Origin of the sequence: Chryseobacterium sp. 2987, from assembly GCF_031456375.1 — a bacterium.
Taxonomy (GTDB): Bacteria; Bacteroidota; Bacteroidia; order Flavobacteriales; family Weeksellaceae; genus Chryseobacterium; species Chryseobacterium vaccae.
In genome coordinates this window covers 55,290-70,663 of sequence record NZ_JAVDUN010000008.1, presented here as the reverse complement: position 1 = coordinate 70,663, position 15,374 = coordinate 55,290, and the positions used below count along the sequence as shown (strand labels likewise).

Here is a 15,374-nt window from a genome sequence, read left to right as displayed (position 1 = left end):
TTTTAACGTAAAATTAACTTGACAAAATTTCCGATTTTAATTTTATTCGGGGGAAACAAAATATTTAATACCTTTTAGGACGAAATAAAAACCGATGAAAACTTTTCATAAACAGAAAGAGGAAACTGCAGAGCAGATCAGTTCCGGGAATTATCATCAGGCGTTGAAACGGATTATAGATTTTACGCTGGATACAGAGCACGTTAATTTTTACAGAAAAACCAACTTATTCCTGAAATGGTTTGACAGCCACCAGCATTCGGAAGAGGTGCCGGGAAAACTGACAGCCTTACTTTCTGAAGTTACAGATCAGCTTCAGAACAAAGAACCTGTGGACCGCCATATTCTCACCAAAATGATTGGTTGGGAGAAAAAACATTCTAAATCCTTTACATTAGGTCCTATGAACCTTGAGCTCAGAACCGGAGAAATAGCAGGTTTAGTAGGAGAGAATGGAAACGGAAAGACAACACTTCTCCGATCTCTGTGTGGAGAACTGAAAGCAGATAAAGGAGAACTTTATTATCTGTTTCCTTATACGGATGCCTATGATCTTCGTTCCAAACTTATTTATATTCCGCAGCGTACTCCTTCATGGAAAGGAAGTCTTATCCAGAACCTTTTGTTTACAGCGGTATCATACGGATATTCTCCTGATGAAGCAGTTGAAATTACAGAACTGATCATTGCAAGGCTCGGATTAAGAGAATTTAAAGAATATGCCTGGAAAAATCTTAGTTCAGGATATAAGATGAGATTTGAATTAGCCAGAATGCTTTTAAGAAAACCTAAAATTCTGCTCATTGATGAACCGCTTGCCAATCTGGATATTATTGCGCAGCAAACCGTTTTGGAAGATCTCAGACAGATTGCGGATTCACCGTTTCGTCCCTTGGCAGTAGTTCTCAGCTCACAGCAACTGTACGAAGTTGAGAAAAATTCCGGTCAGATTATTTTTCTGAAAAAAGGAAGACAGCAGAATCTGAATGCACACGAAACCGGATCTCTTATTGTAGAATTCGAAACGAATGAGGGAATTACAGAACTTAAGCGTAAGCTCTCTATATTGCCACTGCATTCTCTTGAGCAGAACGGAAGTACATTTATAGCCACTTTTAACGGAGATTTGAAGAGGGAAGATTTTATGAAATTTTCTTTGGACCAGGAAATTAATCTGGTTTATTTCCGTGATATTTCAAAATCAAGCCGGGTTTTCTTTTTAAAATAGATCTTATGTTGAAAAAATTTGATACTCAATTACTGCTTCGGTTTCCATTGTTGTGGAATACCAGATTTCCTTATATAGTTATAGTGGGAATACTGTTTCATATACTGGCATTTCTGGCTGGTTTCTGGTTTAATGATTTTGGAAAAGATCTTTATCGTAAAGATGTTTATTTTTATAAACACAGGGATCTTACAGCGTTCGGAATTGGGATTATAGGAAGTGTTATTCTTCTTATATGGTTTCTGTTTTATATCAGGAATAATGGTTTCAAATCATTTTACCCTAAAAAGAAAGACGATCTTTTTAAAGAATGGTGGATTGTACTGGGAATTTTTGTGTTTTTTTCAATGGCTTTTTTCTCAGTGAATTATGGAAGCAGATATGCTGCAAGAACTGTTTTTTCTGCTGAGCAGCTAAGCCGGAATGCTGAAATTACCTATAAAGGCAGGCTGCTGATGCTTAATGATGATTATAATAAGGAAAGACAGCCTGAAAGTTCCTATATAGATCCTGTTGATTCTGTATATCAGACTATTGATAGTGAGTTTTTCAAATATAAAGATAAAGAGTATCCCTGGAAAAGTATGATAGCCAATCAGGATCGGGAAGTATTTTATTATGATAACAAATTAGATTCTTTATATACAGATCAGGTCAGACAGCTCTTTTATAGAAATGATTCCGTACAGCTGCAAAAAATCCTGAGCCAGTATTTAGATCTGCTTAAAGAACATCATTTAGAAACTAATGTAACCACTGCACTGTGGTTTAAATATTTTTATAATAAGGAATTTGTTTCTGATGTTTTAATTGGTGACAGAAGGGGGAACTCCTATGATGTTCCTGAATACCTTCCTAATAAAAAAGGGCTCTACGCAGATTCTTATATCCTGAAAGAGTATTACGGGAATCTAATAATGGGAAAAGATGCTAAAGTATTGCATTATGATATTTTTCTGGCATTGCTGTATCTGGCGACGACCTTATCAATGGTTGTAATTACATTCAGGATATCTTCTCTTCTGCAATGGTTTATTTCTATTGTGACGTTTATGTTACTGGTAATCATAAATACGGCTTTGCTGGGATTTATTAGTGACCGTGTTGTAGGTTTTCAGATTTTTTTGATAGCTTTGCTCGTGGAATTAATTGTTTTCCTGTCGCTTGCTTTTATCGCCAGATACAGGAAAAACCTGTCATCAGTAGCATTAAATGTAATTATTTTAGGCTTTACTTTCATAATTCCCTCTGTAATAGCTGTGTTTCGCAATGCATTCTGGAGTATGCAGGCACACCAGTTTAGTTTTTATTCTGGAAGTGAATCCTATACTTTAGACCGTTTTTTTAGTGATGCAGCAGCAGGAAATCTTATTTTGACAGGTATTGTGATGCTTCTTTTATTAAGATGGGTACGCAGCCGAAAAGCACTTCCGGGTAACTGAAAAATATGGAACTTAAAGAAAAACAGAAAAAAATACTAGACGTAGCCGTAGAACTTTTCAAAGAGAAAGGGTATATGGGAAGCTCGGTGAGAGATCTGGCTACGAAGCTCAGCATCAAGGCGGCATCTTTATATGCCCACATCCGTTCTAAAGAAGAAATTTTGGAATGGATATGCTTTGGTATTGCTCAGGAATTTTTTGATGAACTTCAGAAGGTGAAAAGTACTGAAGCTGCCCCAAAGGATAAACTAAACTTGTTTATTGACAGGCATTTATCCGTAGTGCTTAAAAACCGCGATGTCACCCATATTTATTCCAATGAATGGAAGCATCTCGAAGAAAGGCTTCCTGAATTTGTAGAGTTGAGAAAAAATTATCAGGAAGAAGTGGAAGAGCTGATCTCTGAAATTTACAAAGCGGAAATGTGGGAATTGAAATCACCTTCTTTTACCACAAGATTTATTCTGCATACCCTAAATAACTCTTATTTCTGGTTCAAAAGAAACAGCGATTCTACCGATGAGATTACTAGCGAGATAAGAGATAAAATTCTTTTCGGGCTGAGAGGAAATCAAAAATACTGATGAGCCCCGTTTTTAAACAGAAATTTCCCACAGAACGGCTTTATACTATTTGCCTATAGTAAGCGTGTCGCTATACGACCGCTTCATCGAATCAACGGAGTTGATTCGATCTTTGCCTCCTCTAAATCAGCATTGCCTATCAATGAACTTTGCGTTTGAAAAAAGAAGCAATGCAAATTTTCCCACAGACCGCACGGATTTACAGATTTTATGATTTTAACTCTCGCGGATCTGGCAGATTGAGCAGATTTTTTAGAAGGTCTTATCGTTTGTTAAAACTAAGGGTAACCACCATAATTTAAATGCGCAATTTATAACTTCCATCTTCCTGCTCCCATCTTCGATTCTTATCTCATCAGAATTCCAGTTATTTAGAATCATTCAAAATGTGATAAAAATCATAAAAATTTTGCCAGATAGCAAAATCTTTTTAAATTTACACCTAACAAATGTTAGTTAGTTAAGATATGGATTTTTCAGTTGAATATTTGAAGCTCGATCAGTTGAGACAGCTTCAGTCTGACCGGTTGGCGGCTTTGGTCACCTATCTTGCAGAGCGATCAGAATTTTATAGAGGAAAGTTTAATAAATCAGGAATTGCTCCGGAAGAGATAAGGTCGGTAGAAGATATTGCGAAACTTCCGATTACTTATAAGCAGGATTTAAGAGATAACTATCCATTCGGCCTCTTCACTGTTCCGAAAAGTGAACTGCAGAGAATTCACTGTTCGAGCGGGACAACGGGAAAGCCTACCGTGGTGGGCTATACCAAAGAAGATGTAGACCTTTTCAGTGAAGTGGTGGCAAGATCATTAAATGCTGCTGGAGCCAGACCGGGAATGCAGCTGCATAATGCATACGGATACGGAATTTTTACCGGTGGACTGGGACTACATTATGGAGCAGAAAAATTAGGAATGAGTGTTCTTCCGATTTCAGGAGGAATGACGGCAAGACAGGTAGATCTGATCATGGATTTCAAGCCGGAAGTCATTTGCTGTTCGCCGTCTTATGCACTGACAATTGCCGAGGAATTTGCCAACAGAGGAATTTCTGCTGAAGAAATCAGTCTGAAATATGCGGTTTTAGGTTCAGAGCCATGGACGGAAATTATCAGAGGACATATTGAAGAAAGATTAGGTCTTCATGCAACGAATATCTACGGATTAAGCGAAATTATCGGTCCCGGGGTTTCCATGGAAGACTTTGAGGAAAAAGGAGGTTCTTACATCTGGGAAGATCATTTCTATCCGGAAATTTTAGATCCGGTTACCAAACAGCCGGTTCCTTTCGGGGAAGAAGGGGTTTTAGTGATTACCACATTAACGAAAAAGGCAATGCCGCTTTTAAGATATTGGACCAACGATATCACCAGCCTGTATTATGATGAAAACAGCAAGAGAACCATGGTGAAAATGAGACCTATTAAAGGCCGGGCAGACGATATGCTGATCGTAAGAGGGGTGAATGTTTATCCAAGCCAGATTGAAGAAGCCTTTTCCCATGTAAAAGGAGTCGTTCCGAATTATTACCTGACACCCGTTGAAAAAGAACAGATGTGTGTAGCACTTGATATTGATGTGGAAATCGCAGATGAATTGGTGAAAGATCAAAAAATACTGGCGGGTACCGATGATTATTTTAATTTTGTTGGAAACTTTGGAAAAAGCATAGAAAACGAAATAAAAAAACGGGTAGGAATCACCACAAAAGTAAAAATTCACGCTCAGGACAGCTTACCGAAGTGTGAAGGCGGAAAAATTAATAGAATACTTAAAAAATAATGAATTCATTTTATAAACTTAAGACTGTAAAAGTTCAGAAAGATACTTCCGAAGCAGTAAATGTAGCGGTAGAAATCCCTGAAGAGCTGAAGGATAAATTCAGGTTCAAGCAGGGACAGTATCTTAATTTCCGGATGATTATCAACGGAAACGAAGAGAGACGTTCTTATTCTATCTGCAATGCCCCAAGTGAGAAAAGCAACACGTTGGAAGTATTGGTAAAGCTCCTTGAAGGAGGAAAAGTTTCAGGATATTTCAATGAACATCTTCATATGGATGAACTGCTGGAAGTAATGCCTCCAATGGGTGGTTTCAATACCTCTTACCATCCTACGAACGTAAAAACCTATGTTGGTTTGGCGGCGGGAAGCGGAATCAGTCCTGTTTTATCAAATATTAAAGAAAGCCTTTACCAGGAGCCTAACAGCAACGCTTATCTTTTCTACAGCAACAGAAGCATGAATCATGTGATGAAGAGAGCAGAGATTGATAAGTTGGTAGAGCACTTCAACGGAAGACTGAAAGTAATCTATCTGGTAAGCCGTGAGAAACACGAAGATCCTGTATTTGAAGGGCGTATTTCAGCCGAAAAACTGGAACAGCTGTTTGAAAGATATACAGACATCGATGTGAAAGAAGCGACCTATTTTATCTGCGGACCTGCAGAAATGATCAAAGGAATCGCTGATTATTTAAAGAAAGATAAAAAAGTACCTGCCATTCAGGTATTATTTGAATATTTCACCGCTCCTGACGAAGAAAATTCCGAAGAAATGAGTGATGAATTCAAGGCTATTGCCAACATTGAAAGTATGGTAACGGTAATCATTGATGATGATGAATATTCGTTCCACTTAAATTCCAAAAAAGAGAGTATCTTAGATAAAGCATTGAAAGACCAGCTTCCGGTTCCTTTCGCATGTAAAGGAGGCGTGTGCTGTACGTGTAAAGCGCAGGTTTTAGAAGGAGAAGTATTCATGGAGAAAAACTACGCACTTACCGAAGACGAAGTAGCCAGAGGTTACGTTCTTACTTGTCAATGTCACCCGACAACGAATGTGGTGATGCTTAATTATGACGTGTAATTAATGTAACAATGTAACAGTTTACCCATGTAACAATTATTGTTAGACTGTTATATTGATTCATTGTTACATTTTAAAATTTTAAAAATTTTAGTTATGGACTTAGAAAAATTTGTTCAATACGTTCACGAAGAAAATAAAGTAGAACCCAAAGATGTAATGCCGGATGATTACAGAAAATTATTGGTTCGTCAGATTTCACAGCACGCCCATTCTGAGATTGTCGGGATGTTGCCGGAAGCTAACTGGATTTCAAGAGCCCCTTCATTGAGAAGAAAAATGGCGCTTTTGGCTAAAGTTCAGGATGAAGCAGGACATGGTTTATACCTTTATTCTGCAACAGAAACATTAGGAGACGGAAGCATCAGAGCAGACAGAGATGCTACCTATGATGATATGTTGGAAGGAAAAGCAAAATACTCAAGTATTTTCAATTACCCTACTTTGAGCTGGGCAGATATAGGTGCTATCGGCTGGCTGGTAGATGGTGCGGCAATTATGAATCAGGTAATGCTGATGGGGAACTCTTATGGACCCTATTCAAGAGCAATGGTGAAGATTTGTAAAGAAGAATCATTTCACCAAAGACAGGGATATGAAATTCTGATGGCGCTTTGCCGTGGTACCAAACAACAGAAAGAAATGGCTCAGGCTTCATTGAACCGTTTCTGGTGGCCGGCTCTGATGATGTTTGGCCCGAATGATGACAGTTCACCAAACTCTAAAATCTCTATGAATTACAGAGTTAAAAGAGAAAGTAATGACAGTCTTCGCCAGAGATTTATTGACGTTACCGTTTCTCAGGCTGAATTCTTAGGATTGACGATTCCGGATAAAGACCTGAAATGGAATGAAGAAAGACAGCATTATGATTTCGGAGAGCTTCCATGGGATGAATTCATGACCATCTTAAAAGGAAACGGTCCTTGTAATAAAAAGCGTATTGAAACGAAGAGAAAAGCTCAAAGAGAAAACTCTTGGGTAAAAGAAGCGGCGATAGCTTTTGCAGAAAAACAACAAAAAGAAGTTATATGATTTGAAAATGTGCCAATTTGAAAATAAATTAAAAACGTTAATAATTCTCAAATTTTCAATGAAGGCAATCAATCAATTTTCAAATTAACCAATTTTCAAATTTTCAAATTAATTATGGCAAATTTAGATATGTGGGAAGTGTTTATTCAGACTAAACCGGGATTATCCCACAAACATGTTGGAATTGTACAGGCGCCAACAGCAGAAATGGCTTTGCAGAATGCAAGAGACGTTTATACAAGAAGAAAAGAAGGAACTTCTGTTTGGGTAGTTCCAAGTAAATATATTGTGACTTCAGAAGGGGTGGATAAAGAGGCATTCTTCGATCCTGCTGATGATAAGCTATACCGTCACCCAACTTTCTACGAAATCCCTAACGACGTAAAAAATATGTAATTAATCAAGATTTTAAGATATGAGATCTCAGATACCAGACTTTTTTTGTCGATCTGAAATCTGATGTCTGAAATCTGAAATCTACTAAACAATGAACCCATTATATAATTATTTATTAAAACTAGCAGACGACAGCTTCATTATGGGGCAGCGTTTGTCTGCGTGGTGCGGTGAAGGTCCTTATCTGGAAGAAGATATTGCATTGACAAATATTGCGTTGGATGAGCTGGGGCAGGCTAATAATTTTTACGTGTATGCTTCAAGAGTAATTGACAACGGTAAAAGTGAAGATGACATTGCTTTTTTAAGATATGAACACGAATATGTAAACGCTCACTGGACAGAACTTCCCAATGAAGATTATGCACAGACAATTCTTAAAGTATATGTGTTCTCCATCTATCAGAAGCTGATGTATGAAGCCCTTTCCAACTCTGCCGATGAAGAACTTTCTGCCATCGCTCAGAAATCATTGAAAGAAGTAAAGTATCACTATACCCACACTTCTTCCTGGATGAAAATTTTTGCCCAGGGAACAGAGGAAAGCCGTGAACGTTTGGTAAAAGCCATTGAGAATATCTGGGAATACACCAAAGGATTGTTTGCAAAAGTAGAAGGAGAGGATGACCTTATCGCTTTGAATATTGCTCCCAATGCTGACGAACTATACAATGAGTTTGTAGCCATTACACAAAAAGATTTTCAGGAGTTTGGGTTAGAATATCCTGCTAATCCTTTCATGCAGCCAAAATCAAGAACAGGATACCATACAGAATATTTTGGATATATCCTTTGCGAGTTGCAGTATATGCAGAGAGCATATCCGGGATGTACCTGGTAGACAATGGACCAATATATCAGTACAACAATGCAGTAAAGATTGTCTTGTTCTACTGCTAAATTGTTAAATTAAAGAAATTGAACAACCTATTAGATTTATTAAAAACAATCCCTGATCCGGAAATTCCCGTGATTGATATTGTGGAATTGGGAATTGTAAGAGAAGCTCATGTTACTGGTGAAAATACCTGTGAAGTAATCATTACACCTACCTATTCCGCCTGTCCTGCAATGTTTACCATTGAAGAGGATATCATCAAAATGATGAAGGAAAACGGCTGGGATGCAAAGGTGGTAACCAAAATGTTTCCAATCTGGACAACAGACTGGTTAACCGATGAAGCCAGAGAAAAACTCCGTGTTTACGGAATTACCCCTCCGGAAAAAGGAGCAGACGAACATCATATCGGAAAACCGAAAAAATGTCCGAGATGTGGTTCCGAACATACCAAACAGATCAGCAGATTCGGATCCACGCTATGTAAGGCCTCTTATCAGTGTTTAGACTGTCTGGAGCCGTTTGATTATTTTAAATGCCACTAATCAATAAACAAAGCGTAGCCGATATTGTTACATTTTATTTGTAACATTGTTAATCTGTTCAATTGTTATAGTATGGCAGGCCGTTACATTGATTTATATTGTTAAATTAGTGCATTGTTAAATAATAAAATTAAAAACTATGTATACACAACTTGATATTGAAATGCATTTTGACGGGAAACTGAAAATTGCTTATCTCAACCAGCCGGAAACCATGAATGCTCTTACAAAGCCGTCTTTATCAGATCTGAAAGATTTTATTAAAGAATGCAGCGAAGATGAAACAGTAAGATGTGTTGCCATTTCAGGAAGAGGAAGAGCTTTCTGCTCGGGACAGAACCTGGATGATGCTTTTGTACAGGGGAACGAGCATCGCGATAATGATATTATCAGAAAAATTGTGGTAGATTATTATAACCCTTTGGTGCTGGAAGTTACCCGTTGTAAAAAACCGGTTATCGCTTTGGTAAACGGTCCTGCAGTAGGAGCAGGAGCCATGCTGGCACTGATCTGTGATTTTGTACTGGCTAACAACAAAGCGTATTTCTCACAGGCATTCTCTAATATCGGATTAATTCCTGATACAGGAGGAACCTATTTCTTACCGAAACTTTTAGGTAGGCAATTAGCCAATTATCTGGCCTTTACAGGTAAAAAACTATCAGCAGAAGAATCTAAAATGCATGGTCTTGTGGCAGAAGTGTTCACAGAAGAAGAATTTGCTCCTAAATCAATGGAGATCCTTGAAAAAATGGCCAATATGCCAACTGCAGCGATCAAATTGACGAAAAAAGCGTTTGCAAACTCTTACAACAATACCCTGAAAGAGCAGCTTGAATTAGAAGGAGATCTTCAGCAGGAAGCTGCAGAAACAGAAGACTTCATAGAAGGAGTAAATGCCTTTTTACAGAAAAGAAAACCTAATTATAAAGGAAAATAATCAATTTGAAAATGAGCTCATTTGAAAATTTTAAAATGAGAAACGATAGGGAAAATATAATTGTTAATAAAACTTTCGAATTTACATTGGATATTATTGAATTTTCAGAAGAACTCTATAAGGTAAGCAGATTTTCGATCGCGAATCAAATTTTTTAAATCGGGAACATCTATTGGGGCTAATGTAAGAGAAGCTCAAAATGCTAAAAGTAAGACTGATTTTATTCATAACAGAATATTGGTTTTTATTATGTTTGCAATCACCGTTTTTGAGTTCTCCGGACGAGAAATTATTTAAAGATTTAAAAGAGATTATATTAATTCTCTCTAAAATTGTTTCTACTTCAAAATTTAAATAATTTTCAAATGAGCTCATTTTCAAATTTTCAAATTAAAAATATGAATATCGGAATTATCGGTGCAGGAACTATGGGGGTAGGAATTGCCCAGGTAGCTGCAACAGCGGGATGCAAAGTTGTTTTATTCGATGCGAATACACCGCAGATTGATAAAGCGCTTACCGGCCTGGAAAAGACCCTTCAGAAACTGTCTGAAAAAGGTAAAATCTCTCAGGAAAAAGCCGCAGAAATCAGAACCAATATCGTTAAAGGTGAAGCTCTTCAGGATTTAAAAGATTCAGATCTTGTCATTGAAGCCATCATCGAAAACAAAGAAATTAAAACCAAAGTATTCACAGAGCTTGAAACCTATGTTTCTGACAGCTGTGTGATCAGTTCCAACACCTCTTCCATTTCTATTACCTCTCTGGGTGCAGAACTTAAGAAACCGGAACGTTTCATTGGTATCCACTTTTTCAACCCGGCACCTCTAATGCCTTTAGTGGAAATTATCCCATCTTTAGTAACAGAAAAAACTTTAGCGGAAAAAATGTATATCCTTATGAAAGACTGGGGAAAAATACCAGTTATTGCTAAAGATATTCCTGGGTTCATCGTTAACAGAATTGCCCGTCCATACTATGGCGAAGCATTAAGAATTGTTGAAGAAAATATAGCCTCTCCTGAGCAGGTAGACGAAGCCATGAAAACCCTCGGGAACTTCAAAATGGGACCTTTTGAACTGATGGACCTTATCGGAGTTGATGTCAACTTTGCGGTAACCACTACCGTTTACAAAGATTATTTCTATGATCCGAAGTATAAGCCATCTTTGCTTCAACAGAGAATGTCTGAAGCCAAACTTCACGGCAGAAAAACCGGAAAAGGCTTCTATGACTACAGTGAAGGTGCAGAAAAACCTGCAGCTTCAAAAGATGACGCATTATACCAGCAGATCTTTTTAAGAATTATCTCAATGCTGATCAATGAGGCCGTTGAAGCCAAAAGATTAGGTATTGCCAATGATGAGGACATTGAGTTGGCTATGCAGAAAGGAGTCAACTATCCAAAAGGATTATTAGACTGGGGAAAAGAGATCGGATATGCAAAAATTTCAGAAACCCTGCAGAATCTTTACGGGGAATACCAGGAAGAAAGGTATAGACAAAGCCCTTTGCTAAGAAAATTATAAATCTGTTAGCTAGTTTATTTTATGATGAGTAGGTCAAGAAGGAAAACATCCATAACGGGAATTACTACTGCTGTGACAGAAAAAGAGAATAAAAGAAAAGCTAACCGAAAATTAAGAAGATTGAATAAAATCAAAATTCATAAAAAAGATTATGATTTGTTTCAATTAAGAGAAATATCAGATGTTTGGGGATTTGACAAAGATGGTAAACAATATTTGATAGCTCCGGATAAAAAATGGTTAAGGAAATAAAAGGAAAATAGATAAAATATTTTCATGAATATAGATGAATTCAGGGCAGAACTTGAAGTAAGACTTTTAATTGAGAAAGAATATTTAATCAGAGAAGCGTCCTCAATTGAAGATGTTCAGGAAAGGCTTGAGCTGTTGGGGAAGTTTAATGAGAAATACAAAATGTTGATTAAAAGACTGGCAAATGAAGAAGGTATTGATTTGAATGCACCTTATCCGCCTGAAGTTCCTTCCGACTCAGAAAACCTTACCTACGAACAGATCATTCTTGGCAAAACCATGAGTGTTTATGATAGATTATCTGATGAATTATATGAAGAAATAACGAACGTATGACAGAAATGAATCCAAGACAGGTTGCAGATTATATGCTTAATCAGGATTATTTTTCCCAATGGATGAATATCAGAATGATTGAGGTAAAAGAAAATTACTGTTTAATAGAAATGCCCATCAAAAAAGAAATGATTAACGGGCTGAAAACAGTGCACGGAGGAGTAACATTTGCTTTTGCGGACTCCGCTCTGGCATTTTCCTCCAATAACACCGGAGATGCTGCGGTAGCACTGAACTGTATCATCAATTTTACCAAAGCCGGAAAAGAAGGGGATACTTTCAGGGCAGAAAGCATTCTGGTGAATAATACCCGGAAAACAGCTGTTTACGATATTAAGATCACCAATCAAAATAATGATCTGATTGCAAAATTCGTAGGAACGGTATATAAAATAGGAAAAAAAATAACAGAGCTATAAATAAGATAAAAGACATCAGATATTAGATTTTGAAAATGTCTGCTATCTGAAATCTATCATCTAAAATCTAATAAGAAATGAATAACGTATACATTATAGACTATGTCAGAACTCCTGTTTCAAAACTACAGGGAGGATTATCAGAAGTAAGAGCCGATGATCTGGCAGCCATTGTGCTTAAAGAAATCGTAGCCAGAAATCCGGAAGTTCCTGTTGATGAAATTGAGGATGTTATTTTCGGATGTGCCAACCAGGCAGGAGAAGATAACAGAAATGTGGCAAGAATGGGACTTTTACTGGCAGGTCTTCCATATAAGATAGGAGGTGAAACGGTCAACAGGCTTTGTGCTTCAGGAATGTCGGCCGTTGCCAATGCTTTCCGTTCTATTGCAGCCGGAGAAGGAGAAATTTATATTGCAGGCGGAGTAGAACATATGACCCGTTCGCCGTATGTGATGTCAAAACCAAGTGCCGCTTTCGGAAGAGACAGCCAGATGTTTGATACTACGTTCGGATGGCGTTTTATCAACCCGAAAATGAAGGAAATGTATGGAGTTGACGGAATGGGAGAAACCGCAGAAAATCTTGCAGATATTCACCAGATTAGCAGAGAGGACCAGGATCAGTTTGCCCTTTGGTCTCAGCAGAAAGCATCAAGAGCTCAGGAAAGCGGAAGACTGGCCGAAGAAATTGTAAAAGTGGAAATTCCACAGAGAAAAGGAGATCCTGTAGTTTTTGAAAAAGACGAATTCATCAAACCTTCATCATCCATGGAAGGACTGGCCAAACTTCGTCCTGCATTCAGAAAAGAAGGAACCGTAACCGCAGGAAATGCTTCAGGAATGAATGACGGAGCAGCAGCTCTTATTCTGGCGAGCGAAGAAGCTGTGGAAAAATACGGACTGAAACCAAAAGCTAAAATTCTTGGATCATCTGTAGCAGGGGTAGAACCGAGAATCATGGGGATCGGACCTGTAGAAGCTACACAGAAACTGTTGAAAAGACTTAACCTGTCTTTAGAAGATATGGACATCATTGAGCTGAACGAAGCATTTGCAGCACAGGCACTAGCCGTAACAAGAAGCTTAGGTTTACAGGATAATGATCCAAGAATAAATCCAAACGGAGGAGCGATCGCCATTGGTCACCCTCTTGGAGTTTCAGGAGCAAGAATTGTTGGTTCGGCTGCTATAGAACTTCAGAAACAGGATAAAAAATATGCATTGTGTACCCTTTGTATCGGTGTTGGACAGGGGTATGCAATGGTGATTGAAAAAGTATAACTTATTTGAAAATGAAATAATCTGAGAATTTAAAATGCGCTACCGGAAATTTCTTCTGGAATGTAACCTTCTATATAGTTTCTAAACAATGAAAACGTTAGGAAATAAACAGCGTACTATTCATTTTCAAATTATCTCATTTTCAAATCTTCAAATTAAAGAAATATGAACATCTACTCATACCATGGAATACGCCCCGTTATAAAACCTTCAGCCTACATTCATCCGCAGGCCGTAATTATCGGAAACGTAGAGATTGGTGAAGAGGTCTATATCGGACCGAATGCAGTGATCCGCGGCGACTGGGGGAAAATTATCATTAAAGACGGTGCCAATGTTCAGGAAAACTGTACCCTTCATGTTTTCCCGAATATCGAAACTATTCTTGAAGAATCTGCCCATATCGGCCACGGAGCCATCATTCATTCCGGACATATCGGAAAAAACTGTCTGGTGGGAATGAATTCTGTAGTAATGGATAAAGCAGTTATCGGAGACGAATGTATCATTGGAGCTCTGGCTTTTGTTCCTGCTAATTTTAAATGTGAACCGAGAAAACTCATCGTAGGAAGCCCGGCAAAGATCATTCGTGATGTTTCTGATGAAATGATCCGCTGGAAAACAGAAGGAACAAAACTATATCAGGAATTGGCAAGAGAAGGCAAAGAAGCTATTCTTCCATGTGAACCGTTTACAGAATATGTGCAGCAGATCCCTACAAAAATTGTTGATTACAGCATTTGGGATGATGTGAAATAAAGATATATACAAACTTAAATCTAACAGGTTTCCAAAGCCTGTTAGGTTTTAAATTAAGCATCAGATTTATAAATTTTATATATGATAAAAAAAGCTTTTATTTTTTGCAGTATTCTTTGGGCTGTGAATTTTATGATGTTGGGGCAAACTGCAACAGTAAAACCGCTTACAATAGGAGAAGTAAGAACATTAAAATCTAAAGTCTTAAACGAAGACAGAATTTTAAACATCTATCTTCCACAGAATTTTGATAAAACAAAATCATATCCGGTGGTCTATCTTTTGGACGGATCAATGAATGAAGATTTTATCCATGTTTCAGGATTGGTTCAGTTTTTCAACCTGATGTATGCGATGCCTGAAACCATTGTTGTTGGGATTGCAAATATTGACAGAAAAAGGGACTTTACTTTTCATACAGATTTAAAAGATCTGCAGAAAGACTATCCTACAACAGGACATTCAGATAAATTCATCAGTTTTCTGGAAAAAGAACTGAAACCTTACATCGAAAGTCAATATAAAACAACAGACAAATATCTGTTTGGACAATCATTAGGAGGACTTCTGGCAACTGAGATTCTTGTAAAGAAACCGGAAATGTTTGATAATTATTTTATCATCAGTCCGAGTTTATGGTGGGATGACCAGAGCCTTCTGAAGCAGGCTCCTCAAATGTTTTCAAAATCAGGAGATAAAAAGAAATTTGTGTATGTTTCCGTAGGAAAAGATGAACATCCTGTAATGGTAAAAGATGCAGGATCGCTGTATGATGTCCTGAAAAAAACAGGAAAGAAAAACTGGACTGTTGAATACCAATTAATGGAAACAGATAACCACGCTACGATTTTACACAGAAGTCTGTACGAAGGATTAGTAAAAATGTTCCCGTATAAAGAGCCTAAATAATAGACTTAAC

General features: G+C 37.6%; 17 protein-coding genes. All 17 read left to right on the top strand.

Annotated features, from left to right (window positions below):
* Positions 1–94 precede the first annotated feature (94 nt).
* The gene (locus tag J2Y40_RS20195) at positions 95–1,228 is read left to right on the top strand and encodes an ABC transporter ATP-binding protein (protein WP_310000975.1); all 1,134 of its coding nucleotides are present in this window, start codon (positions 95–97) and stop codon (positions 1,226–1,228) included.
* 5 nt (positions 1,229–1,233) lie between these two features.
* Positions 1,234–2,670, top strand: a complete 1,437-nt coding sequence (locus J2Y40_RS20190) for a hypothetical protein (RefSeq protein WP_310000973.1) — start codon at positions 1,234–1,236, stop codon at positions 2,668–2,670.
* Positions 2,671–2,675: 5 nt separating this feature from the next.
* On the top strand, positions 2,676–3,254 hold the full coding sequence (locus J2Y40_RS20185; RefSeq protein WP_153397856.1) for a TetR/AcrR family transcriptional regulator: 579 nt from the start codon (positions 2,676–2,678) through the stop codon (positions 3,252–3,254).
* Between the two features lie 467 nt (positions 3,255–3,721).
* The gene (locus J2Y40_RS20180; protein WP_310000971.1) at positions 3,722–5,038 is read left to right on the top strand and encodes a phenylacetate--CoA ligase; all 1,317 of its coding nucleotides are present in this window, start codon (positions 3,722–3,724) and stop codon (positions 5,036–5,038) included.
* Positions 5,038–6,123: a 2Fe-2S iron-sulfur cluster-binding protein gene (locus tag J2Y40_RS20175; RefSeq protein ID WP_153397860.1), complete on the top strand. Its 1,086-nt coding sequence runs from the start codon at positions 5,038–5,040 to the stop codon at positions 6,121–6,123. Before J2Y40_RS20180 ends, J2Y40_RS20175 begins: the two co-directional genes overlap by 1 nt.
* Positions 6,124–6,219: 96 nt before the next feature.
* Entirely contained in the window at positions 6,220–7,158 is a 939-nt protein-coding gene (paaA, locus tag J2Y40_RS20170; RefSeq protein ID WP_153397862.1) for a 1,2-phenylacetyl-CoA epoxidase subunit PaaA, read from the top strand.
* 114 nt (positions 7,159–7,272) lie between these two features.
* Positions 7,273–7,554, top strand: a complete 282-nt coding sequence (paaB, locus tag J2Y40_RS20165; protein ID WP_002981782.1) for a 1,2-phenylacetyl-CoA epoxidase subunit PaaB — start codon at positions 7,273–7,275, stop codon at positions 7,552–7,554.
* A gap of 91 nt (positions 7,555–7,645) precedes the next feature.
* Positions 7,646–8,395, top strand: a complete 750-nt coding sequence (gene paaC / locus J2Y40_RS20160; RefSeq protein WP_153397864.1) for a 1,2-phenylacetyl-CoA epoxidase subunit PaaC — start codon at positions 7,646–7,648, stop codon at positions 8,393–8,395.
* Positions 8,396–8,472: 77 nt separating this feature from the next.
* Positions 8,473–8,937 (top strand): 1,2-phenylacetyl-CoA epoxidase subunit PaaD, encoded by a 465-nt coding sequence (gene paaD / locus J2Y40_RS20155; protein ID WP_310000964.1) that lies wholly within the window; start codon positions 8,473–8,475, stop codon positions 8,935–8,937.
* 139 nt (positions 8,938–9,076) lie between these two features.
* Complete coding sequence (locus tag J2Y40_RS20150) at positions 9,077–9,877, top strand: enoyl-CoA hydratase-related protein (protein ID WP_310000962.1); 801 nt, start codon at positions 9,077–9,079, stop codon at positions 9,875–9,877.
* A gap of 398 nt (positions 9,878–10,275) precedes the next feature.
* Positions 10,276–11,406 carry a 3-hydroxyacyl-CoA dehydrogenase NAD-binding domain-containing protein gene (locus J2Y40_RS20145; protein WP_409017726.1) on the top strand — a complete coding sequence of 377 codons (1,131 nt, stop codon included), beginning with the start codon at positions 10,276–10,278 and terminating at the stop codon, positions 11,404–11,406.
* Positions 11,407–11,427: 21 nt separating this feature from the next.
* Positions 11,428–11,658 (top strand): hypothetical protein, encoded by a 231-nt coding sequence (locus J2Y40_RS20140; RefSeq protein WP_231128726.1) that lies wholly within the window; start codon positions 11,428–11,430, stop codon positions 11,656–11,658.
* 24 nt (positions 11,659–11,682) lie between these two features.
* A complete protein-coding gene (locus J2Y40_RS20135) occupies positions 11,683–11,994 on the top strand; it encodes a hypothetical protein (RefSeq protein WP_153397871.1) in 312 nt (103 codons plus the stop codon).
* Positions 11,995–11,999: 5 nt separating this feature from the next.
* Positions 12,000–12,413 carry a PaaI family thioesterase gene (locus tag J2Y40_RS20130; protein WP_153399973.1) on the top strand — a complete coding sequence of 138 codons (414 nt, stop codon included), beginning with the start codon at positions 12,000–12,002 and terminating at the stop codon, positions 12,411–12,413.
* A gap of 77 nt (positions 12,414–12,490) precedes the next feature.
* Positions 12,491–13,696 carry a 3-oxoadipyl-CoA thiolase gene (pcaF, locus tag J2Y40_RS20125; protein ID WP_153397873.1) on the top strand — a complete coding sequence of 402 codons (1,206 nt, stop codon included), beginning with the start codon at positions 12,491–12,493 and terminating at the stop codon, positions 13,694–13,696.
* A 165-nt stretch (positions 13,697–13,861) separates the two neighbouring features.
* A complete protein-coding gene (locus J2Y40_RS20120; RefSeq protein ID WP_153397875.1) occupies positions 13,862–14,455 on the top strand; it encodes a transferase hexapeptide repeat family protein in 594 nt (197 codons plus the stop codon).
* A gap of 81 nt (positions 14,456–14,536) precedes the next feature.
* Positions 14,537–15,364, top strand: a complete 828-nt coding sequence (locus J2Y40_RS20115) for an alpha/beta hydrolase (RefSeq protein WP_153397877.1) — start codon at positions 14,537–14,539, stop codon at positions 15,362–15,364.
* The last annotated feature ends 10 nt before the right edge of the window (positions 15,365–15,374 follow it).

Bases quoted from the DNA above. Each gene is read 5' to 3' on its own strand.
- J2Y40_RS20195 (WP_310000975.1), top strand. From the start codon at position 95: ATGAAAACTTTTCATAAACAGAAAGAGGAAACTGCAGAGCAGATCAGT.
- J2Y40_RS20190 (WP_310000973.1), top strand. From the start codon at position 1,234: ATGTTGAAAAAATTTGATACTCAATTACTGCTTCGGTTTCCATTGTTG.
- J2Y40_RS20185 (WP_153397856.1), top strand. From the start codon at position 2,676: ATGGAACTTAAAGAAAAACAGAAAAAAATACTAGACGTAGCCGTAGAA.
- J2Y40_RS20180 (WP_310000971.1), top strand. From the start codon at position 3,722: ATGGATTTTTCAGTTGAATATTTGAAGCTCGATCAGTTGAGACAGCTT.
- J2Y40_RS20175 (WP_153397860.1), top strand. From the start codon at position 5,038: ATGAATTCATTTTATAAACTTAAGACTGTAAAAGTTCAGAAAGATACT.
- paaA (WP_153397862.1), top strand. From the start codon at position 6,220: ATGGACTTAGAAAAATTTGTTCAATACGTTCACGAAGAAAATAAAGTA.
- paaB (WP_002981782.1), top strand. From the start codon at position 7,273: ATGGCAAATTTAGATATGTGGGAAGTGTTTATTCAGACTAAACCGGGA.
- paaC (WP_153397864.1), top strand. From the start codon at position 7,646: ATGAACCCATTATATAATTATTTATTAAAACTAGCAGACGACAGCTTC.
- J2Y40_RS20150 (WP_310000962.1), top strand. From the start codon at position 9,077: ATGTATACACAACTTGATATTGAAATGCATTTTGACGGGAAACTGAAA.
- J2Y40_RS20145 (WP_409017726.1), top strand. From the start codon at position 10,276: ATGAATATCGGAATTATCGGTGCAGGAACTATGGGGGTAGGAATTGCC.
- J2Y40_RS20140 (WP_231128726.1), top strand. From the start codon at position 11,428: ATGATGAGTAGGTCAAGAAGGAAAACATCCATAACGGGAATTACTACT.
- J2Y40_RS20135 (WP_153397871.1), top strand. From the start codon at position 11,683: ATGAATATAGATGAATTCAGGGCAGAACTTGAAGTAAGACTTTTAATT.
- J2Y40_RS20130 (WP_153399973.1), top strand. From the start codon at position 12,000: ATGAATCCAAGACAGGTTGCAGATTATATGCTTAATCAGGATTATTTT.
- pcaF (WP_153397873.1), top strand. From the start codon at position 12,491: ATGAATAACGTATACATTATAGACTATGTCAGAACTCCTGTTTCAAAA.
- J2Y40_RS20120 (WP_153397875.1), top strand. From the start codon at position 13,862: ATGAACATCTACTCATACCATGGAATACGCCCCGTTATAAAACCTTCA.
- J2Y40_RS20115 (WP_153397877.1), top strand. From the start codon at position 14,537: ATGATAAAAAAAGCTTTTATTTTTTGCAGTATTCTTTGGGCTGTGAAT.